Origin of the sequence: Streptomyces sp. P9-A2 (genome assembly GCF_036634175.1) — a bacterium.
In the GTDB taxonomy this organism is placed as follows: Bacteria; Actinomycetota; Actinomycetes; order Streptomycetales; family Streptomycetaceae; genus Streptomyces; species Streptomyces pratens.
Genome location: NZ_JAZIFX010000001.1, coordinates 7,264,080 through 7,283,869, shown reverse-complemented (window position 1 = coordinate 7,283,869; position 19,790 = coordinate 7,264,080). Strand labels below are relative to the sequence as shown.

Annotated in this window: 17 protein-coding genes and 4 pseudogenes; 10 read left to right on the top strand and 11 right to left on the bottom strand. The window is 70.6% G+C overall.

The annotated features are described in order from the left end of the window. Positions 1-11: 11 nt before the first annotated feature. Positions 12-770 (top strand): annotated as a pseudogene (locus V4Y04_RS32875) (creatininase family protein); the annotation flags it as partial. On the opposite strand, the gene V4Y04_RS37910 reads toward V4Y04_RS32875, so the two are convergent. From V4Y04_RS37910 to V4Y04_RS32850, 5 genes are all read right to left on the bottom strand, one after another. After that, positions 656-2,005 (bottom strand): lysylphosphatidylglycerol synthase transmembrane domain-containing protein, encoded by a 1,350-nt coding sequence (locus tag V4Y04_RS37910; RefSeq protein ID WP_443080117.1) that lies wholly within the window; start codon positions 2,003-2,005, stop codon positions 656-658. The pseudogene V4Y04_RS32875 and the gene V4Y04_RS37910 sit on opposite strands and share 115 nt — an antisense overlap. A gap of 65 nt (positions 2,006-2,070) precedes the next feature. Further along, positions 2,071-3,078 (bottom strand): class I SAM-dependent methyltransferase, encoded by a 1,008-nt coding sequence (locus V4Y04_RS32865; protein ID WP_443080219.1) that lies wholly within the window; start codon positions 3,076-3,078, stop codon positions 2,071-2,073. 53 nt (positions 3,079-3,131) lie between these two features. Continuing rightward, on the bottom strand, positions 3,132-4,376 hold the full coding sequence (locus V4Y04_RS32860) for a glycosyltransferase family 4 protein (RefSeq protein WP_443080218.1): 1,245 nt from the start codon (positions 4,374-4,376) through the stop codon (positions 3,132-3,134). Between the two features lie 38 nt (positions 4,377-4,414). Next, the gene (locus tag V4Y04_RS32855) at positions 4,415-4,813 is read right to left on the bottom strand and encodes a 6-pyruvoyl trahydropterin synthase family protein (RefSeq protein ID WP_332431975.1); all 399 of its coding nucleotides are present in this window, start codon (positions 4,811-4,813) and stop codon (positions 4,415-4,417) included. Positions 4,814-4,999: 186 nt separating this feature from the next. Further along, positions 5,000-5,986, bottom strand: a complete 987-nt coding sequence (locus V4Y04_RS32850; RefSeq protein WP_332431974.1) for a zinc-dependent alcohol dehydrogenase — start codon at positions 5,984-5,986, stop codon at positions 5,000-5,002. Positions 5,987-6,094: 108 nt separating this feature from the next. On the opposite strand from V4Y04_RS32850, the gene V4Y04_RS32845 reads away from it, so the two are divergent. Further along, entirely contained in the window at positions 6,095-6,856 is a 762-nt protein-coding gene (locus V4Y04_RS32845; protein WP_332433083.1) for a CDP-alcohol phosphatidyltransferase family protein, read from the top strand. A 42-nt stretch (positions 6,857-6,898) separates the two neighbouring features. On the opposite strand, the gene V4Y04_RS32840 is transcribed toward V4Y04_RS32845, so the two are convergent. From V4Y04_RS32840 to V4Y04_RS32825, 4 genes and pseudogenes are all read right to left on the bottom strand, one after another. After that, positions 6,899-7,276 (bottom strand): hypothetical protein, encoded by a 378-nt coding sequence (locus V4Y04_RS32840; protein WP_332431973.1) that lies wholly within the window; start codon positions 7,274-7,276, stop codon positions 6,899-6,901. Positions 7,277-7,537: 261 nt separating this feature from the next. Continuing rightward, positions 7,538-8,047: pseudogene (locus V4Y04_RS32835) on the bottom strand (MFS transporter); the annotation flags it as partial. 76 nt (positions 8,048-8,123) lie between these two features. Continuing rightward, positions 8,124-8,207, bottom strand: a pseudogene (locus V4Y04_RS32830) (GNAT family N-acetyltransferase); the annotation flags it as partial. A gap of 663 nt (positions 8,208-8,870) precedes the next feature. Continuing rightward, positions 8,871-9,044: a hypothetical protein gene (locus V4Y04_RS32825; protein WP_332431972.1), complete on the bottom strand. Its 174-nt coding sequence runs from the start codon at positions 9,042-9,044 to the stop codon at positions 8,871-8,873. A 1,557-nt stretch (positions 9,045-10,601) separates the two neighbouring features. On the opposite strand from V4Y04_RS32825, the gene V4Y04_RS32820 reads away from it, so the two are divergent. The 8 genes and pseudogenes from V4Y04_RS32820 to V4Y04_RS32785 all read left to right on the top strand — a co-directional run. Continuing rightward, positions 10,602-11,612 carry an ATP-binding protein gene (locus V4Y04_RS32820; protein WP_332431971.1) on the top strand — a complete coding sequence of 337 codons (1,011 nt, stop codon included), beginning with the start codon at positions 10,602-10,604 and terminating at the stop codon, positions 11,610-11,612. A gap of 1,197 nt (positions 11,613-12,809) precedes the next feature. Continuing rightward, positions 12,810-13,499 (top strand): HAD family hydrolase, encoded by a 690-nt coding sequence (locus V4Y04_RS32815; RefSeq protein ID WP_332431970.1) that lies wholly within the window; start codon positions 12,810-12,812, stop codon positions 13,497-13,499. Next, positions 13,496-13,993: a DMT family transporter gene (locus tag V4Y04_RS32810; RefSeq protein ID WP_332431969.1), complete on the top strand. Its 498-nt coding sequence runs from the start codon at positions 13,496-13,498 to the stop codon at positions 13,991-13,993. The genes V4Y04_RS32815 and V4Y04_RS32810 overlap by 4 nt, the downstream gene beginning before the upstream one ends. Positions 13,994-13,996: 3 nt before the next feature. Further along, complete coding sequence (locus V4Y04_RS32805) at positions 13,997-14,500, top strand: DMT family transporter (RefSeq protein ID WP_332431968.1); 504 nt, start codon at positions 13,997-13,999, stop codon at positions 14,498-14,500. Continuing rightward, positions 14,443-15,648: a questin oxidase family protein gene (locus V4Y04_RS32800; protein ID WP_332431967.1), complete on the top strand. Its 1,206-nt coding sequence runs from the start codon at positions 14,443-14,445 to the stop codon at positions 15,646-15,648. Before V4Y04_RS32805 ends, V4Y04_RS32800 begins: the two co-directional genes overlap by 58 nt. A gap of 89 nt (positions 15,649-15,737) precedes the next feature. Continuing rightward, positions 15,738-16,382, top strand: a complete 645-nt coding sequence (gene upp, locus V4Y04_RS32795) for a uracil phosphoribosyltransferase (RefSeq protein ID WP_332431966.1) — start codon at positions 15,738-15,740, stop codon at positions 16,380-16,382. Between the two features lie 8 nt (positions 16,383-16,390). Beyond that, positions 16,391-16,744 carry an AMP-binding protein gene (locus tag V4Y04_RS32790; protein WP_332433082.1) on the top strand — a complete coding sequence of 118 codons (354 nt, stop codon included), beginning with the start codon at positions 16,391-16,393 and terminating at the stop codon, positions 16,742-16,744. Continuing rightward, a pseudogene (locus V4Y04_RS32785) lies at positions 16,741-17,169 on the top strand (pseudouridine-5'-phosphate glycosidase); the annotation flags it as partial. The gene V4Y04_RS32790 and the pseudogene V4Y04_RS32785, both read left to right, overlap by 4 nt. A 591-nt stretch (positions 17,170-17,760) precedes the next feature. On the opposite strand, the gene V4Y04_RS32780 reads toward V4Y04_RS32785, so the two are convergent. Both V4Y04_RS32780 and V4Y04_RS32775 read right to left on the bottom strand, forming a co-directional pair. After that, positions 17,761-18,975, bottom strand: coding sequence for a sensor histidine kinase (locus tag V4Y04_RS32780; protein WP_332431965.1), 1,215 nt, complete (start codon positions 18,973-18,975; stop codon positions 17,761-17,763). After that, entirely contained in the window at positions 18,966-19,628 is a 663-nt protein-coding gene (locus tag V4Y04_RS32775) for a response regulator transcription factor (RefSeq protein WP_332431964.1), read from the bottom strand. The genes V4Y04_RS32780 and V4Y04_RS32775 overlap by 10 nt, the downstream gene beginning before the upstream one ends. Between the last annotated feature and the right edge of the window lie 162 nt (positions 19,629-19,790).

Below are 19,790 nucleotides of genomic sequence, written 5' to 3'. Positions count from 1 at the left end.
GCCGTGAGGATATGAGTGGTTCACCAAAGCGGTCGGCGGCATACGGCCCGGTCCACGGTCTGTTGCCGGCGGATACTACAGAAGATGTACGGAAACGGGGCGCCGACGTCTCACGGCAGATCGCGGTCCTTCCCGTCGGCAGCTTCGAGCAGCACGGCCCGTTCCTGCCGCTGGCGACCGACACCCTGGTGGCGTGTGCCGTCGCGCGGGCGATCGCCGACGCGTACCCGGTGCACCTCCTGCCTCCGGTGACGATCGGCTGCTCGCACGAGCACGCGGCCTGGCCGGGGACCGTCTCCATCTCCTCCGTGACCCTTCACGCGGTGGTACGGGACATCGCCGACTCGCTGCGCCGGTCCGGTGTGGACACCCTGGTGGTGGTCAACGGACACGGCGGAAACTACGTACTCGGCAACGTCGTTCAGGAATCCTCCGCCCGCGGCGAGCGCATGGCCCTGTTCCCCGCCCCGGAGGACTGGGAGACCGCGCTCCGGCACGCCGGTGTGGAAACCTCACTGCTCACCGACATGCACGCGGGGGAAATCGAGACCTCCATCCTTCTGCACACTCATCCCGAATTGCTCCGACCCGGTTATGAGACATCCGATCATGTCGCCGACGACCGGCGCCAGTTGCTCACACTGGGAATGTCCGCCTATACCGATTCCGGTGTCATCGGCCGCCCTTCGCTGGGCTCCGCGGAAAAGGGCAGGGAACTTCTCGTGAGCCTGGCGGATTCCTTCGGCGCGTATTTCTCGATGCTCACCGCCAGTGGCGGCAGCGACGCGTAGTCCGGGGCGAGCGGCGCGCGGCCGGGGGCGTCCTGGGCCGGGGAGACGGGTGCGGGCGCCTGTGCCGGCACGGGTGCGGGTGCGGGCGCGGGTGCCGGCGCGGGTACGGATGCCGGCGCGAGTGCCGACTCCGGCGCGGGTGTGGGTGCGGATGCCGGTGGGGTCGTGGTGGTGGCGGCCGTCCGGCGTCCGGCGCGCAGGCCGGCGTACCAGCGGGCGACGAGCACGATCACGCCGGGCAGGCTCGCCGCGAGGCTGAGCACTCCGTAGACCACGGCGACGGTCAGGCCCCGGCCCGCGCCCAGTCCCGCGGCGCCGAACGCCCAGGCGGCGACGCCCTCACGGGGGCCCCAGCCGCCGACGTTCAGGGGCAGCGACATGGCGAGCAGCGCCAGGACGGCCAGCGGCAGCAGCTCGGTCACCGCCGCGCCGACTCCGGCGACGCGGGCGGCGAGGACGAACATCGCCAGGTACCCGGCGAGGACGACGGCGGAGGAGACGAGGACGCCCGGCCCGTTGCGCCGGGACAGCAGTCCTTCGCGTGCCTCGGCGAGCGCCGACCGCAGTGCCCGGCCCCGATGTGACGGCCTCGGCCGGTTCATGCGCAGGGCGAGGACGACCGCGCAGGCGCCCAGCGCGGCGAGGCCCACCAGCGGTGCCGTCTGCCGGAGGTCGTCCCGGACCGGGGACGGCAGGGTCAGCAGCATCACGGCTCCGGCGGCGAACAGCGCGAACTGTCCGGCCATCCGCTCCAGGACGACGGACCGCACCCCGCGGCCCAGATCACCGGTGCTCTGCCCGTGCCGCACCGCGCGATGGACGTCGCCGAGTACGCCACCGGGCAGGGCCGCGTTCAGGAACAGGGCACGGTAGTAGTCGGCGACCGCCGGGAGAAGCGGCAGCCGGATGCGCAGACCGCGGGCCACCAGCGCCCAGCGCCAGGCACTGAACACCGTGGTCACCAGCCCGATGCCGAGTGCCGCCAGCAGGGACGGCCCGTCGATCCGGCGCAGTCCGTCGACGAAGACACCGGTGCCCAGGCGCCACAGCAGCACCGCGAGGATGACGACGCCGGCGAGGGTGCCGAGGCGGGTGCGTCCGGCGGGGGTGTTGAGCCGGGCGAGAAGGGCGCGGAGGCCGGTACGGGTGCCGGTGTGTACGGGGTCCGGCGGAGATGTCTCCGGCTCCGTCCCCCTTCCCGTCACCGGGGCCACCGTATCCGGGACCGCCGTATCCGGGGCCGGCGTGCCCCGTACCGGTGTCTCCGCAGCCCTGGCAGTCACGCCGCGCCGCCCGCCGGCCTGCACAGGGCGAGCAGGTCGGTGTGGTGGACGACGACCCGCAGGTCGCCTGCGGCGCAGGCCTCCAGGCGTTCGGTCAGGTAACGGCCCGCGGGCTCCGCCAGTTCGGGCCGTTCCTCCACGGCCGCGCCGACCCAGCCCCGCAGCCACTGCGCGGTCAGCTCGGCCTGCTCGGGGCCGAGCCGCCAGGGGCTCGGGTTGAGCCGTACGGTCGCCCCGTGTTCGGAGAAGGCCTCCGCGGCCGCGGTGGCCGCGTCCGGGCCGAGCAGTCCGCCTCGCTTCTGGTGGGCGTTGAACGCCTCGGTGATCTCCTGGTCCAGCGGGTGCGGCGCGGTCAGTTCGACCCGTCCGGCCACCGACAGTGTCAGCAGCGCCGGGCAGCCGGCTCCGGCACAGGCGGCGGCGAGGGCGTCGACGTCCTCGCGGGTGAGGACGTCGAGGAGTGCGGACGCCGTCACCAGGGAGGCGCCGGCCAGGGCGTCCGCGGTGAGCCGGGCGACGTCACCGCGCCGGGTCTCCACGCTGACACGGCTGCCGTCGGCGGCGGACCGCGGGGAGGCGACGGCGGCGAAGTGCAGGAGGTAGGGGTCCCGGTCGTGCAGGACCCAGTGCTGGGCGCCGTCCAGGCGGGGCGCGAGCCAGCGGCCCATCGAGCCGGTGCCGCAGCCGATGTCGTGGATGACGAAACCGTCGGCCCGCTGGGGCAGGTTGGCGAGCCGGATGCGCAGCGGGTCGAGCAGGTCGTGGGCTCGCGCGAAAGCGTCGGCGGGCTCGCGCAACTGGAGCCACTCGGGCGCGTACCGGGCGGGTTCGTCGGCCTCGGAATCGATGTCGCTCTCCGTCCCCCGCAGTCGGAGGGTCGCCCGCTCACCGGGACGCGGTGCGGGTCCGGCGCCGGGGATGACGGACCGGGCGTCCTCGTCCCGGGGGCCGGGCTGGGCCGGGATCGCACCGGTGCCGCCGGTGCCGCCGGTGTCCGTGGCCATGGCCGTACTCGTGCCGGTGCTGCTGCCGGCCTGCTGTGTCGTCGCCTGGTCGGTCATGCGGCCCTCCGGGGTTCGGTAGGAAGCCGGCGCAGTACCGTCGCCAGGCTCTGTGCGGTGCTCGCCCAGCCGCCGAGCGCGGCGCGCCGGCCGCGCGCGGCCGCCTTCAGCCGGCGGCGGACGTCCGCCTCGCCGAACCAGCCGCGTAGTTCGACGGCGATGGCGGCGGGGTTCTCCGGCGGGACGAGGATGCCGGGCACCCCTCCGTCGGGTGCGCGGCCGACCGCCTCGGGCAGGCCGCCGACATCGGTGGCCAGGACCGGGATGCCGCGTGCCAGCGCCTCGGTGACCGCCATGCCGTACGTCTCGGCGTACGAGGTGAGGACCATCAGGTCGGCGGTGGCGTAAGTGGCGTCGAGCTCGGCACCGGCTTTCGGACCCGTCAGCTCGAGCCGGTCCTTGAGACCGTGCTTGCCGATCAGGTACCGCAGATGGGTGACGTACTCGGGGTCGTGGGCGAGCCCGCCGACCAGGGCGCAGCTCCACGGCAGGTCGGACACCGCGGCCAGTGCCTCCACCAGCCGGTGCTGTCCCTTGCGCGGGGTGACGGCGGCGACGCAGAGCAGCCGGGAGACGCCGTCGGTGCCGGAGGCGAGGGGCGCGATGTCGGCGCCGGGAGCGGCGACGTGGACGCGGTCGGGTGCGAGACCGTGGTGGGAGACCAGGCGGCGTACCGCCCAGTCGCTGGTGCCGATCACGGCGGGCACCGCACGCAGCACCGTACGCTCGCGGGCGTCCAGGTCGGCGGCGACGGCCGGGGCGAGTCCGGTCTCGTCGCCGAGCGGGAGGTGGACGAGGACGGCCATGCGCAGCCGTTCCGCCTCCGGGACGACGATCTCGGGGACCCCGCAGGCGACCAGTCCGTCCAGCAGGACGACGGTGCCGTCCGGCAGTTCGCGCAGGGTGCGGGCTAGTGCGCTGCGGGCGGCGGCGTCCGGGCGGGGCCAGTCGCCGGCCACGGTGTGCCGTTCCACCTGCCAGCCGAAGCCGGGCAGGTCCAGGCACACGCGCCGGTCGTACGCGTTGCCGCCGCTCGGCACCGACGGGTCGTCGACGCCCCCCGGCATCAGGAAGTGCACGCGGCGCAGGGACATGGGGATGATCCCTCCGTTCCATCGGGCGGAGGCCTGGCCGGCGGCGGCCGGGGCAGGTGTCTGGGCGGTGGCCTGCGCGGGCGCCTGGGCCGATGACTGCTGCGGAACGTAGTCCAGGCGGGCGCGGTCGACGTCCTTACCGGTCACGTCGACGGCCTTGTCGGCCACGTCGATGCTCGTGTCGGTCACAGCTCACGCTCGTAACTCGCCCAGGCGATGTGCGACTCGTGCAGGGTGACGGTGAGCCCCGTGATGCCCTTGGCGCCCTCCCCCAGCGCACCCTTGTGGATGCGCTCGGCGAGCCGGTCCGCGATGACCTTGGCCAGGTACTCCGTGGAGGTGTTGATCCCCGCGAAGTCCGGTTCGTTGTCGAGGTTGCGGTAGTTCAGCTCGCCGGCCACGGCCCCGAGTTCCTGTGTGGCCAGGCCGATGTCGACGACGAGGTTGTCCTCGTCCAACTGTTCGCGCCGGAACGTGGCGTCCACGAGGAACGTGGCCCCGTGCAGGCGTTGGGCCGGTCCGAAGACCTCGCCGTGGAAGCTGTGGGCGATCATGATGTGATCGCGGACGGTGATGCTGAACAACGGACGACCCTCCAGGTGCGGCGCGTCTGCTCCCCGGCCGATCGCCGCCGGGGATGCCGGGTAGTACGGCCGTACGCCTCCCGGCGTTCAGCGTCGGATACGTCTTTTCTCAGGTCAGGGCCCGGAGCTGTCCTCGGGCGGTCCGCGGAGCGGACCCGGGCCCTCTGTCCGGGCCCTGAACCGGGGTCAGCCTGCGGCGGTCTCGTCGTAGCGTACGAGGTGGCACAGTGCCGGGACCTCGCCGGAGGCGAGGCGGGGCATGAGGGCGGGCAGTTCCGCGAACTGCGACTCGCCGGTGATGAGCGCGTCCAGGGCCGGGTCGGCCAGCAGGTCGAGGGCGAGGGCGAGCCGGTCGGCGTAGCTGCGGCCGGGGCGGGCCGGGGAGACCGTGCCGACCTGGCTGCCGCGGATGACGAGCCGTCGTGAGTGGAAGTCCTCACCCAGCGGGAGGCTCACCTTCCGGTCGCCGTACCAGCTCAGTTCGATCACCGTGCCCTCGGCGGAGAGGAGTTCGAGGGACCGGGCGAGGCCCTGTTCGGTGGCGCTGGCGTGGACGACCAGGTCGCATCCGCCGAGGGCGTCCGCGGGCAGCGCGAAGCCGACGCCGAGGGCCTCGGCGGTCTTGGCGCGCGCCGGGTCGGCGTCGACGAGCTGGACCCGTACGCCCGGGAAGCGGGCCAGCAGCGCGGCGACCGAACTGCCGACCATGCCGCCGCCGACGACGGCGATCCGGTCGCCGATCAACGGCGCGGCGTCCCACAGGGCGTTGACGGCGGTCTCCACGGTGCCGGCGAGCACGGCCCGGCGGGCGGGCACGGTGTCGGGCACGGGGGTCACCGCGCTCGCCGGGACGACGTAGCGGGTCTGGTGCGGGTAGAGGCAGAAGACCGTCCGCCCGACGAGTGTCCTCGGCCCTTCCTCCACCACGCCCACGTTGAGGTAGCCGTACTTCACCGGTCCCGGGAAGTCGCCCTCCTGGAACGGCGCGCGCATCGCGGCGTGCTGGCTCTCGGGCACGTGGCCGCGGAAGACGAGGGTCTCCGTGCCGCGGCTCACGCCGGAGTACAGCGAGCGCACCAGCACCTCGTCCTCGCCCGGTCCGGGCAGGGGGACTTCGCGGATCTCACCTCGTCCGGGCGAGTCGAGCCAGAACGCATGAGCGGCGTGGTTCATCGAATTCCTCCTGAACGATCGACACGTTGCACGCGTACCGAGAGGTGCACAGGCCGCGCACAAGGTAGCGGCGGTGATCGACTCTGTCACATGGCCGGAGGGTGTTCGGTGGCCCTGAACAACAGTTACGACGCAAGGCTCGTACAGCAGGAGACCGCCGTGGGGGCGGGCATACAGGTTCTGCTGCTGGCGCTGATCGGTACGGTGATCGGCATGGGCCCTGCGGGCTGGCTGACCGGCCTCGCGTTCGCGATCGCCACCTGGGCGGTGCTCTCCCGGGCCCTGCACCGGTCCCGGCTGCGCTCGTTCGGCGCGGCCAACCGGGTCACGCTCGGCCGGGCGATCCTGGTCGGCGGGGTGACCGCGCTGGTGGCCGACTCCTTCCAGGACTCACCGCCCGTCACCCTGTTCGTCGGCCTGACCGCGGTGGCCCTCATCCTCGACGGGGTGGACGGCAAGGTGGCCCGCAGGACGGGCACCTCGACGCCGCTGGGCGCCCGCTTCGACATGGAGGTGGACGCGTTCCTCATCCTGGTGCTCAGCGTGTACGTGTCGATGGCGATGGGGCCCTGGGTGCTGCTGATCGGCGGTATGCGGTACGTCTTCGTCGCCGCGGCCCGGGTGTGGCCGTGGCTGAACGCCGCGCTGCCGCCGAGCACGGCCCGCAAGACGGTGGCCGCGCTCCAGGGCGTACTCCTGCTGGTGGCGGGCGCGGACCTGCTGCCGCACCTGGTCAACGTCGGGGTGGCGGCGCTGGCGCTGGGGCTGCTGGTGTGGTCGTTCGGCCGGGACGTACTGTGGCTGTGGCGGACCTCGCGGGTGCGGCCCGCCCCCGTCGAGCGGCCGGCGCGGGAGCTCGTCGCGCGGTGACACCCGGCCGGCCGCGGTGGCCGGCGCGGACTCCGCGGTCGGTCACCCGGCGTTCGCCTCGTCCGGATCGTAGGGGGACGGGGGCGTGTTCTCGGGGTCCAGGATCTGCAGAGCGCCGTGGATCCAGCCGCCCGCCTTGCCCGTGTTCAGTGCGAAGCGGGTATGGGAGAGCGGGCGGGTCAGCGGATTGCGGCGGTGGGCACGGGCCGCCTTCTCCGCGCCCTGAAGGGCTCTGACGGCGAAGGCGAGCCGGAGCTGAAGGTCGCGGGGGACCTCGACGTCGACCAGGTCCGCGGCGCAGGAGGCGACCTTCTCGGCGACGCCCTCCAGTTCGGCGGCCCGGCGGATACTGGACGGCCCCTGGAAGGACGCCAACAGCTCGCGTACCTCGTGCAGTTGGGTTATGGCTTCGGAACTCATGCGTACAGCATGCCTCAACGGGGAGTGAGCCCCCGCACGGCACCGCGCCGACGACGGACACGTGCGGTCCGCGCCGGAACACCGGGAGCCGAGGACCGAGAGCCGAGGACCAAGCACCGGGAGCCGAGGGCCAAGGACCGGGAGCCGAGGACCGAGGGCCAAGGACCGGGAGCCGAGGACCGAGGGCCAAGGACCGGGAGCCGAGGACCGAGGGCCAAGGACCGGGAGCCAGGGAAGACCGAACGGGCTTGTGGTGTCCCATCACCCGCGCCGGGGCAGCAGTCCCACCGCCGCCGCGGTGACGCCGGCCAGGACCAGCCAGGGCACCGCCGGGGGCATCCCCGCGTCCAGCAGGGTTCCGGTCGCCGAGCTGCCGAGCAGCACGATGAGGCCGGAGACGGAGGACAGCGCCCCGGTGTAGAGGCCGAGCCGGCCGTCCTCGGCGAGGTCGGGGACCCAGGCACGGGCCACGGGTGCGACCAGCATCTGGCCGAAGGTGAGCAGGACGACGAAGGCGGCCACCGGCGCCAGCTCGAGGGCGCCCGGCCATTCCTCGGGCCGCGTCGTCGCGGCCGCGCCCGCCACCACCGCGAACCCGGCCGCGATCAGCAGCAGACCGGCCGCCATGGACCGGCGCATCGCCGTCCGCTCCCCCGCCCAGCGGGTCACGGGCAGTTGGGCGGTCACCACCAGCAGCGAGGACAGCGCGAACAGCCAGGCCAGCGAAGCCTGCGATCCGGTGACGCGCTCCACCTCGGCGGGCAGCGCGACCTTGGCGAGGGACCGCCAGAAAGGCCTCGGCGCCGGGGACGGACGGGTCGGTGTGCAGATACACGGACCGGTAACCACCGTCGGCCGCGGCGAAGTCGAGCAGCTCGTCGACCAGGCGCCGGGCGAGTCCGCGCCTGCGGTGGCCGGGCCGGACGTACACGCGCCGCACCTGCGCGGTCTCGCCGGAGGGATACCGCTCGGCGAGCTCCCACGGGTTCGGCGGGGGGCGGGCCCCCGGGAGTCGAGCGCCGCGGTGGCGACGACCTCACCGGCACCGCTGCCGTCGCCGCTCCTGTCACCGCTCCCGTCGCCGCTGTCGCCCTCTGGGTCGATCGCGACGAGGAGGGTGTGACGCGGCGGGGCGAGATAGGCGGCGGACGGGTCGATGATGTCGCCGTGCCAGCGGGGCACGTACCCGGTTTCGAAGTCCCGGTAGACGGTGTCGAGCATCACGGCTCGCGCACGGTCGAGGTCTGCCGGACCCGCGGTCCTGATGAGATAGTCACGCACTTGCACAGCATGCGCATTAAGCCATGTTCCGCCGGATGGCGGGTCGGCCGTGCCCTCACCCACACGGTCCGGACGTCCGTCCCCTCGCCGAGGTGACCATCAGGCCGCAGACCATGAAACGGGCGGCGGCGCATCGTCGGCGATGACGTCTCACGGGAGGGACGGCGCCGGTGAGGCAGTCCGGACCGCAGGCCGCTCAGGACGGCAACCGGCCCGCGGAGCGGGGGGCCAGTCCGGAGCGGCCCCCCAAGGGACGTGCGGACGCGTGCCGCAAAGGACGTACTGCGACACCCGTCCTGTTGCGAAATTCCCACTACGCCAGAAGTACTCCTGCAATGCCGAGTGCAGCGAAAACCGCGATGATGATCAAAGCTTTCCTTGCGGATCGACTACGCGCCGATCCGGTGCCACTGGTGATCATCATGCCACTGGCGCCAACCAATGCGATCAGCGATACCGCAAGCAGCCCATAACTGACGATCTTCATTTCTGGCATCCTTCCCAGAATATGCAGGACGCCCCACCAATGCCACCTGCTCTACCGGTTGTGAGACTGATATCGCCAAGCATCTGCGCCGTGACCGCTCCTGCCGCCAAGACTCCCCCACACCCGTCACCACACTGACGACACCCAGGGTCACCACGGTGTTTTCTCCGACAGAGGGTGCCAGTCCGGTGGGAGCGGTGTCGCTGATGGGGTCATCAGCGGCGTAGAGGTAGGGATTCTTCTCCTGACCCGCCGGAGTCGGGCTGGGTGAAGCGGCCCAATTACAGATCGTAGTAGCGGTGCCCCACCTTGTACAGGCCGGTCGGACCGAGGCGGGTACCAGCGAAGCAGAACAGCCGTGGAACAGCTTCGATCGGTGTTTTGCGCGTCAGGGCCCGCCGGGCCGTAGCGCCGAGGAACATGGGGGAAATCAACGAAGGAGTGGCCTGTGTCTTCGCAGCCGCCACCCCGCCGACTTCGTTTACGAATGTCGCCTCCATACCCGGACAACGACAACCGCCAACTCAGGACCGACACTCCACGGAAGTATTAGATCCGAGAGGGTGGACCCTCACTTCCCATACTCTTAAAACGCCAAGCCATGAGAGCCCAAAGTGCGGCAACAATGAAAAGACTGATCCACGCTTCATTGACCCCTTGAGTCATAACAAGGTAAATCAAGAAAAGGACGCACGGCATCATGGCAATAGTTTCCCATCGCAGATTTCTACGGGTTCTTTCGCCGACAGTGAAGCGTCCCCGCGCCATACCGTTCCTTCCGTTCATCAGCGCGGGAGGGAGCGGAGCCCCTCCCACACCTTCGAATCTGCCCAACGCCCCGTCAGGCAGCGCCCACCAACCGCTCTCACGACCTTGACGGAAAAGTGTCTGATGACGAGTCGCCTCAAAGGACGCGGCATCTGGCGGCTCTCCTACGTACGCTCCTTCACTCTGCACACGTGGACAGCGTTCGATATGCGCCCCACGCTGTCCATGCCTCGCGAGGACCTCCCCGCGACGGGCGAACCCGGCAGACCCTGCCCTCCTGCCGCGCGCACCCACCTCTGGCCTCCGCTTGACACTCGGTCGAGTCCGACGAGATGAGCGAGCCACCGTCCAGGAATGCTGGAGCCAAACCACCGACCGGGCCAGGATCTCGACGTGAAGCCGCCGATCGCCCGCCGCGGCACCGAGCGCGACTCAGGTTTGGCACCCAACGATGTTGCGCCGAAAGGGCGTTCGCCCATCTGAGCTGATTCCGCCGGCTGCGGATCCGCCGGAAGACTCGCGACGACACCCACGAAGCCTTCCTCACCCTGGCCTGCGCCCCCATCCGCCGGCGCCGGTCGGCGTCGGCCGGACATCGCGCCTGTCGAACTCTTCCATCACCAGTCGCCCGGGCCCCGTTCCGTCAGGAGTCCAAGCCTCCAGGGTCGTTCGTCCGGGTGAAAGGCGCGATGAAGCGGGCCCGACACGCGACGATGGATTTGACACCGTCACGGCCACACCCTTAAAACCTAGCGACATGACATTCATTTTCAAAACAGTGGAGTGTCGATGAGGATCGCGTTCGTCGGCAAGGGCGGCAGCGGCAAGACCACGATGTCGGCCCTCTTCTCCCGTCACCTGGCCGCCGCCGGCGCCCCGGTGCTCGCCATCGACGGCGACATCAACCAGCACCTGGCCGAGGCGCTGGCCCCCGCCGGGGACACCCCGGTGACGCCCTCTCCCCTGGGCCCGCGACTGCACGACATCAAGACGTACCTGCGCGGCACCAATCCTCGCATCACCTCCACCGAGTCGATGATCAAGACGACCCCGCCCGGCCGCGGCTCACGTCTCCTGAGCCTGCTCGGCGACGACGAACTGCACACGCGGCACGTCTCCCGGGCCGGCGGCGTCCCGCTGATGGCCACGGGCCAGTTCGACGACAACGACCTGGGCGTGGCCTGCTACCACTCCAAGCTGGGCGCGGTGGAGCTGTACCTGGGCCACCTGATCGACGGCCCCGGCGAATACGTGGTGGTCGACATGACCGCCGGCGCCGACGCCTTCGCCTCCGGCCTGTTCACCCGCTTCGACCTGACCTTCCTGGTCGCCGAACCCACCCGTAAGGGCGTCTCCGTCTACCGCCAGTACCGGGACCACGCCCGCGAGTTCGGCATCCGCGTCGCGGTCGTCGGCAACAAGGTCACCTGCGAGGACGACCTCCTCTTCCTCAAGGAACAGGTGGGCGACGACCTCCTGACCCACCTCGTGCACTCGGACTGGGTGCGGGCCGCGGAGCAGGGCAGAACCCCGCCGACCGCCCCGGACACCCCGACCGCCTCCGGCTCCCCGAACGCTTCGGACCCCCTGAGCGCACTGGAGCCCCACAACCGCCACGCCCTGACCGTCATGCGCGAGGCCGTCGACTCCCACCCCCGCGACTGGGACCGCCTCCACCGCCACGCCGTGGAGTTCCACCTGCGCAACGCCCGCTCCTGGGCCGATGCCCGCACCGGCGAGGACCTGGCCGCCCAGGTGGACCCGGAGTACGTCCCGGGGCCGGCGACATTGCCCTTCTGACACGCCGCCCGACCCTCGGCACCGACTCCCGGCACCGACTCCCGGTCCCGCTCAGGAGGCCTTCGCGTGTCCCACGCCGCCAGGACAGGCAGCACCCGGGCGGGATCCGACAAGGGGTGACCCTTCCGGTGAGGTTCCCCCGACACGCGGGAGGTGCCGTTCAGCCGTTCAGCCGTTCAGCCGTTCAGGAAGGGCTGCCGGGATTTCGGTTTCGATCGTCCGGTCGTTGCCTGGTGGGCGTAGTGCTTCTCCTCGAACTCGACGGGGCCGAGGCAGCCGAGCCGCTTCTGGACGCGCCGGGAGTTGCAGGACCCGTCGACGGCCTGCGCGCTCCCCTCTGTACGCGGCGGCCCGCGCCGGCAAGGGCATGCGCACACCATTGCGTCCGCACCCGGCATCACCTCCCCGCTCGCGCCGGACACCCGCGCCCACAACAGGCTCCTGCGCGGCATTCGAGTTCTGGGCGAGCGGGTCCGCCGCAGAGCCCGAGCAACGCCGGCGCGCGCTGCAGCACAGCACGCTCAGCCCTGGCCGGCTCGGACGCATCGCCCGAGCCGCGCTCGTCCTCGACACCTCATGGAAGTGAGAGCCTCTGAGGAAACGCCACTGCTCTCCTCCCGTGCCGCGGCCCGATGTGGTGAGTGGCCCACCGGATCCGGCGCGGCCGTTTCATGACGAACCGAGCCGTTTTCCAGTCCCGTTCGAGGAGTTCTCCACGAGGGCCCGGACAGCCTTGTCACCTCGCCGGGGCTTGGAGTGGTCCGGGGTGGGCTGGGACCGACGGGGCTGTATCCGGTGCCGGGGTCCGGCCGCCGGCCGGGGAAGCCCACCTCGGGGCGGTCGCCGGGTGACGGTACGTACGGGGCCCCGGAGGCTGAGGAGAGAAGAGAGCCGGCGACGGTCGCGCGGTGCGATGTCCGCCAGCCAGATTCTCACGGATGTGACGACGGCCCGAACACGGGCCGGCCACACGTCGAGCCCACTGACTCGGCATCAGATCCGAGGCCAGTTGGTCTTGACGGGGCCCTGCCTGGTATGCCGGTCATCCCGTTCACGACGGGACAGCGATACGTTCGTAAGCTCCGGGAAGACTGCGGGCATTACTTGAAACAACCGGTGGGATATGCAGCCGTAGTGTGAATGGGGCACAGTTTGCCTGCCTGCCTGCCTGGTGGCAGCGGTAAGGAAAGGATTCTCATGCCCCAGCTGGCCGTCTTCGACCTGGACGGAACGCTCGTCGACACACCCCGCGCCATAGTGGAGACATTCACGGCCACGTTCACCTCCCTCGGCGTCGCGGAGCCCGACCCCGGGGCAGTACGGGCCACGATCGGACTGCCCCTGGAACAGGCCTTCGGACGGCTGCGGGGCCTCCCCCCGGAGCACGAACAGGTCACCAAGGGCGTGCGGCAGTACCAGATCTGCTTCAAGGAACTCATCCTGCCCAGGGCCTCCGAGCTTCTTTTCCCCGGTGTGGCCGACGGTCTGGACACGCTCCGCAGTCAAGGCATCCTCCTCGCCGTCGCGACCAGCAAGTTCCACGCCAGCGCCGACGCCCTGCTCAAGGCGGCCGGACTGCGCGACCACTTCGCCGAGGTCGTGGGAGCCGACCAGGTGATCCATCCCAAACCTCACCCGGAACCAGGGCTGTTGGTTCTCGAGACCCTAGGCGTTCCCGCCGGGCGGGCCGTGATGGTCGGAGACACTACCCATGACCTGAGGATGGCCCAGGCCGCCGGCATGCGATCGATCGCCGTCACCTACGGCATCCACGGTGTCGCGGAGCTCGCCACTGCCGAGCCGACCTGGACCGCCGACACCTTCGACGACGTCGTGAAGCTGCTCGGCGCCGCACTGCCGTCCATGGCGGAGGGGCCCGCAGCGTGACCGGACGTGCCACCGACTGGCTCCTGGCCCTCGCCGGGGGCGTGATCCTCACCCTGATGACCGAGTTCAACAGCCAATTGGCGTATCACACAACCGCCGTGTTCGCCTCCTGGGCTGCGCATGGCATCGGTGCCGTGGTCGCCCTGAGCCTGGTGGCCGTGACCGCTCGCGCCACCAGGCGTGCACGGCCGGAGCCGCAGTCGCAGTCGCAGTCGCAGTCGCAGTCGCGGAAGCTTGAGCGGACGCCGCGCTGGTTCTATCTGGGAGGCATCGCGGGCGCGTTCGTCGTGATCCTCTCCGCGATCAGCGTCAACAGCGAGCTGGCGCTCTCGGGCACCATCGCCCTGATGCTGACCGGGCAGGTCCTCTTCGGTATCGCCTCGGACCAGTGGGGGCTGCTGCGCATCCCCAAACTCCGCGTCACCCCGACCGCTCTCGGGACAGCCGCCCTCGTCCTCGCGGGCAGCGTGCTGATCGTCGTCGGCGGGGCGTGAGACGTGCTCCTGTACGTCCTGTTCGCGCTCGTCAACGGTGTGCTCATCGGCACCAGCCGTGCCGTCAACGGCCAGCTCAGCACTCGCGTCGGCGCCTTCAGAGCCTCCGTGTGGAACCACGTCGTCGGGTTCGCCTTCCTGACCGTGGTCCTGTTCGCCCTGTACAGCTGGCCGAAGGCGGGGTCCGCGCCACTCGCCGCCTACCTGGGCGGCGCGTTCGGCGCCCTCTTCGTGGCGGTCAACAGCCATGTGTTTCCCCGCCTCGGCGCGATGAACGCCTCGCTGCTCGTCATCAGCGGCCAGGTGCTGTCCGCGGTCACGATCGACTGCATCGAGCAGCGGGCGTTCCCGTCCGCGCTCCGGCTCGTCGGCGTCGTCCTCGTCCTCCTGGGGCTCTCCTTGCCTCGGCTGACCGAATGGGTCCGCAGGAACAGGAAGGAAACACCATCATGTCCGACCGGCTCGCAGACCGGGTCCTCGACCGGGAAATCGTCGACGACCTCCTGAACGACCGCTCGTACCACATCGAGTTCAACGGTCACCTCACCAACCATGCCAAGCACGCCGTTGTCGCACTGGCCGGACTGGGCGTCCCGGGCTCCGAGATCAAGGCTTACTACGACAACTACACGAAGCTCACCACTTACGGATTCGGCCTCGAACCGCCGAAGCCCGACCGGTTCACCATCACAGAGGCCAACTGGCGGGAACACCTCGGGCAACGGACCAGCTTCTGGTCGTACTGCGACTTCTTCGACCGGCAGGAGCGGGCACTCGGTCTCGACGAACTCACGCGCCGCTACGTGCCCGTGCTGCTGCCCGGCTGGGTCGGCGCCTTCACCCACGCCACCATCCACCTGGGCTGGGCGCTCGACATCGGCAGCCGCTGGATGGCGATCGAGGGCCTGGCGTACATGGCGTTCACCTACGTCGACTGCCACCCCGAACGCGCGGCAGACCACCCGGCCACCGACGACGCGTCTCCGGTCGACTCGCTGCTGCGCCTCGCGGGAGAGTGGGACGAACGCCGCGACGAGCTCAGGCACTGGGTCGCCGAGGTACTGGCCGACACCTCGCCCGTCGCGGACGGCCGGATACATCCCGAACTCCTGCGCTCAGGGCTGCAGTTCCACATCGCGCGCACGCTTGGCGAAGGGCACCCGCTCATCAACGCCACACCGGCCTGGGCCAACGACACGGAGATCGACTGGGAGCGGCTGTACTACGCGGTCACACTGCTCTACCTGGCCCGGCCCGGGGACTTCGTTCTCCTCCACCTGATCACCTCCCTGCACGCCGTGGAGCAGATCGCCGAGCGACTGCCCGCGGACCTGCGGCGCCACGCCGTCCACTGCTACTGGAGCGGACTGCTCGGCATCGTCTTCTCCGGTGGGGACTTCCCTCGTCGCCACAAGCTCGCGGCACTGCATGACCTCTTCCGCTCCGCCGTCGACGCCGAGTCCGCCTGCCAGGAGGACTGGCGCACGATCGTCGCCAGGGCGGTGCTGGAGGAGGAGCACAATCCGAAGCTCGCCCACGTGCTGCGCCGTGTCTGGGAGCGCAGCGGCCACCGCTCCGCATACCGGGTCGCGGCCGCACAGTTCACCGCGACCCCCGAGTTGCCTCCCACCTTCGAGAAACCGCCCACGGAATAGACCGGCCGGGGCCCCACCTCCAGACAAGGCAGAGCCGGCACACGGGTACAGGAGGAGCACCATCCATGTCGCAACTCCCTTACAAAAATGTGCACTTACTTCCGCAAACCAATCAACTACGCGCGTTGCACACGGTCGTCAGAGACCGTGATGCCCGGCGGGCGGACTTCGTCCACTACTCACGCCGCATCATCCGACTGCTTCTCGAAGCGGGACTCGACCAGCTCCCCTTCACCGGGCACGAGGTGACCACACCGGTCGGCGCCACCTACCACGGTCTCAGATTCGCGGTGAAGGTGTGCGCGGTGCCGGTCATCCGTGCCGGGGAGAGCATGGAGGCGGAGCTGCGGGACATCCACCCGGGCATCCGCATCGGCAAGATCCTCATCCAGCGCGACAAGCGGACCAAGATGCCGCGTCTGTACTACTCCCACCTGCCTGCCGACATCGCCGAGCGCCATGTACTGCTGCTGGAACCCATGCTGGCCACCGGCGGCTCGGCGAATGCGGCGATCGAGGTGCTGACCGGGGCCGGGGTGCGCGAGGAGAACATCGTCCTCATCGACTTCCTGGCCGCACCGGAGGGCATCACCAGCGTCCAGAACGCCCATCCACTGGTGAAGATCGTCACCTCGTCCATCGAGGAACGTCTCAACGAACACGCGTTCATGGTCCCCGGCATCGGCGACTTCGGAGACCGCTATTTCGGCACGACCGACACGGGGGCCAAGTGATCAGCACGATGTCGACCGCGGACCGGGCTTCGGAGTTACCGCCCCGTCCGGGCAGCGGGGTCTGCCTGCCCGACCTTCTGCTCCAGCAGGCCAGGACACGTCCCGACGTCATCGCGGTCACCGGCGACGGACCGGACTTGACCTACGGGCAGTTGGTCGCTGCCGCCGCACGCATGGCCACCCGCCTGCGTTCCCTCGGTGTGGGGCCCGACACCTGCGTGGGCCTGTACGCCGAGCCCTCGGCCGACCTGCTGGCCGGAGCATGGGGGATCCTCTTCGCGGGGGGCGCCTATCTGCCGCTGTCCCCGGAGTACCCCGAGGCCCGGCTGCGCCACCTGATCGAGGACAGCCGCACCAGCTGAACCTGACGACGGAGTATCTGGAGACACAGTGCGTACCGCTGGTGTCGTACCGCTCGGACGGCTTCCCGGCCTTCTACTGCGCCTCCAGCGGAATCCGCAGCCCGCACCGCATCGACGAACCGGAGGTGATCGCCCGCGTGGTGGAGAACCACTGGGCGGCGGGCAACAACAGCGCGGTCGTCATCACCACGCCCCCGCGCGCCGAGGACGCCGTCGACAGCGCCGTGGCCGAGGCTGCCGTGCAGGAGGCCCTGGCCGCCGCCGAACGCGACGGCGTCAGGGGCAGCTCGATCACCAAGTACCTGATGCGTGCCGTGAACAAGGCGACCGGAGGCCGCACCGCCCAGGCCAACACGGCGGTCCTCATCAGCACCGCCGAGGTGGGCGGGCACCTCGCCGCGGCCCACGCCCGGGTACGTCGCTGAGGTGACACCGGGTCCGGGCCGGCGCCCGGACCCGGCACCCGCGGTTCCCTTTCGCACCCTTCACGTACCGTTCGGCGGTGCGCCGGGACACCCCCGGCCCAAAGGGCCGCCCGGTGCACTCACGCGTGCGGCCGCGCCGGGCGGCACCGCACCGCTCAGGGCCACCGCGCCCAGGGCCGCAGCGCCGCTGTGAAGAAGCCGCCGACGATCGAGGGGCATGCGGGTACTCCTTCTGCGAGAACGAGTGGACAGGGCTGCCCGAGCGCCTGACGGACAGTGCCTGACAGCGTTGTCTGCCAGAGGTTCTCGGCTCGGACTGCCATGAGCGGGCCCACAGCTGAAGAGTCTGTGCAACGTCAGAAAGACAGATCCCGCAGAAAGACAGATCCCGTACCCGGCCGGCGCCCTCACCGGGCAACCGCACGGCTTGGACGCCGGGCTGCTGCCGTACGTCCTCGACACGATGGCGGCCGCACCGGGGCCCGCCGGGCACATCGCGACGCGCGGCGCGGCCCCCGGCGTAACTCGCCGTACGGATTTGAGTGGTCGGGCGTGCGGTCGGACCGCATCGGCGCGGGGCCACGTCATGCGTCAGGGGAAGCGGACGGTGACGGTGAGGCCGCCCGGCCGGCCGGGTTCGGCCGTCGCCTCGGTTCCGTGGGCCTCGGCGATGGAGCGGACGATGGCGAGGCCGAGCCCGTGGCCGGTGGTGCCGACGCGGTCCTGGGTGAGACGGCGGAAGGGCTCGAAGAGGTCCGGTATCCGGTCGGCGGGCACGGGGGGCCCGGTGTTGGTCACGGTCAGCGTGTGGCCTTCGAGCCGTACCCGGACCCGGCCGCCGGGGTGGTTGTACTGGATGGCGTTGCGGATGAGGTTGGTCAGCAGGTGGCGCAGCAGCAGCGGATCGCCCAGGACGGTCAGCGGCCGGTCCGACGTCACGGCCACGTCCACTCGGCCTTCCTCGGCCTGTGGGGCGAGTTCGGCCGCCACCAGCCGGGCCGCGGCCGACAGGTCCACGGTCTCGGTCTCCTCCAGGCCGCGGTCGCTGCGGGCGAGCAGCAGCAGTGCGGTGATCAGCTGCTCGGCCTCGCGGTTGGCGGTGAGGAGGTCCTCGCGTACTTCGGCGAGGCCGTCGGGGAGGGGGTCGGCGAGGCCGACCTCCAGGCTGGTGCGCTGGACCGCGAGGGGTGTCCTGAGTTCGTGGGAGGCGTTGGCGACGAAGCGCCGCTGGCTCTCGAACGATTTCTCCAGCCGGTCGAGCATGGTGTCGAAGGTGTCGGCGAGGCGGTGGAGTTCGTCGTCGGGGCCGGTGAGCGCCAGCCTCTGGTGCAGGTTGTGCTCGCTGATCCGGCGGGTGGTCTCCGTCATCGCGGCGACCGGCCTGAGTGCCCGCCCGGCCAGCCACCGGCCGAGCAGTCCGGCCAGCAGTGTCGTGACGAGCAGGCCGACGGCCGACCAGAGGACCATCTGCCGCAGGGCGGTGTCCTGCACCGCCTGTACGGTCTGGTCGATCTGGCGGACGAAGGCGATGCCGTCGCCGGTCGTGCCCGGCGGCGGAAAAGTTCCCTGAGGGTCCGTGGGCTGCGCGTACCCTCCGGAGGACTCGCCGGAGAACTCGCTGCCGCTCGGCGCGTCGATCTTGGTGATCTCGATCGCTTCGACCTGCCGGGCCGTCCCGTAGCGCGCGAGCAGCACCACGAAGGTCAGCAGCGCCGTGCCCGTCAGCAGGAAGAGCGCGGAGAAGGCCAGGGCCAGCCGGGCACGGAACGGCATGCCCCGCAGCAGCGTCCGCGGGTTCAGTCGCACAGCCGGTATCCCCGCCCCTTGTCCACGGTGATGAGGCCGGGGTCGCCCAGTTTGCGGCGCAGCCGGCTGATGGCGACCCTCACCGCGTTGGTGCGCGGGTCGAGGTTCTCGTCCCAGACGGTACGCACGAGTGCGTCGTGCGGCACCGCCGCCCCTCGTGCCTCCATCAGCAGGTGCAGGACCGCGAACTCCTTGGGTGTCAGTTCCAGGGGCCGGCCGTCCACGGACACCTCGTGCCGCGCCCGGTCCAGGGTGATGCCCTCATGTCGTAGCGCCACCCGTGGCGCCTTGGGCGTGCGGCGGCTGAGCGTCCGTATCCGGGCGACCAGTTCGGCGAAGTCGAAGGGCTTGGTCAGGTAGTCGTCGGCGCCGAGAGCGGTGAGCCCGTAGACCTTGTCCGTGATCTCGCCGGCCGCGGTCAGCATCAGGATCCGCGGCGGGTCGGTGAGTTCGCGCAGCCGTCGGCACACCTCGTCGCCGGTCATGACCGGCAGGTCGCGGTCGAGGATCAGCACGTCGTAGTCGGTGAGCAGGCACATCCGCTCGGCCTCGTCCCCGGAGACCGCGAGGTCGACGGCCATCGCCTGCCGGCGCAGACCGGTGGCGATCGTACGGGCGAGAACGCGGTGGTCCTCGGCCAACAGAACTCTCATGGGCCCCATGAAACCCGGCACGGCATTGCAGGGGGATAAGGACGGCGGAGCGGCATGTTCCCGACTCCCGACCGTCGCGGGGACCGGCATCGTGGGGCCGGCGTCCTTACGCCGCCGTAACGCGCTTATCCCGCCGCAAAGGGCGCCCTGCTTCTGTTGCGG

What these genes read in the sequence shown, in the direction of transcription:
- V4Y04_RS32865 (WP_443080219.1), bottom strand. Translation starts at nt 3,078, where the DNA reads ATGGCCACGGACACCGGCGGCACCGGCGGCACCGGTGCGATCCCGGCC.
- V4Y04_RS32850 (WP_332431974.1), bottom strand. Translation starts at nt 5,986, where the DNA reads ATGAACCACGCCGCTCATGCGTTCTGGCTCGACTCGCCCGGACGAGGT.
- V4Y04_RS32840 (WP_332431973.1), bottom strand. Translation starts at nt 7,276, where the DNA reads ATGAGTTCCGAAGCCATAACCCAACTGCACGAGGTACGCGAGCTGTTG.
- V4Y04_RS32825 (WP_332431972.1), bottom strand. Translation starts at nt 9,044, where the DNA reads ATGAAGATCGTCAGTTATGGGCTGCTTGCGGTATCGCTGATCGCATTG.
- V4Y04_RS32820 (WP_332431971.1), top strand. Translation starts at nt 10,602, where the DNA reads ATGAGGATCGCGTTCGTCGGCAAGGGCGGCAGCGGCAAGACCACGATG.
- V4Y04_RS32815 (WP_332431970.1), top strand. Translation starts at nt 12,810, where the DNA reads ATGCCCCAGCTGGCCGTCTTCGACCTGGACGGAACGCTCGTCGACACA.
- V4Y04_RS32800 (WP_332431967.1), top strand. Translation starts at nt 14,443, where the DNA reads ATGTCCGACCGGCTCGCAGACCGGGTCCTCGACCGGGAAATCGTCGAC.
- V4Y04_RS32790 (WP_332433082.1), top strand. Translation starts at nt 16,391, where the DNA reads ATGTCGACCGCGGACCGGGCTTCGGAGTTACCGCCCCGTCCGGGCAGC.
- V4Y04_RS32775 (WP_332431964.1), bottom strand. Translation starts at nt 19,628, where the DNA reads ATGAGAGTTCTGTTGGCCGAGGACCACCGCGTTCTCGCCCGTACGATC.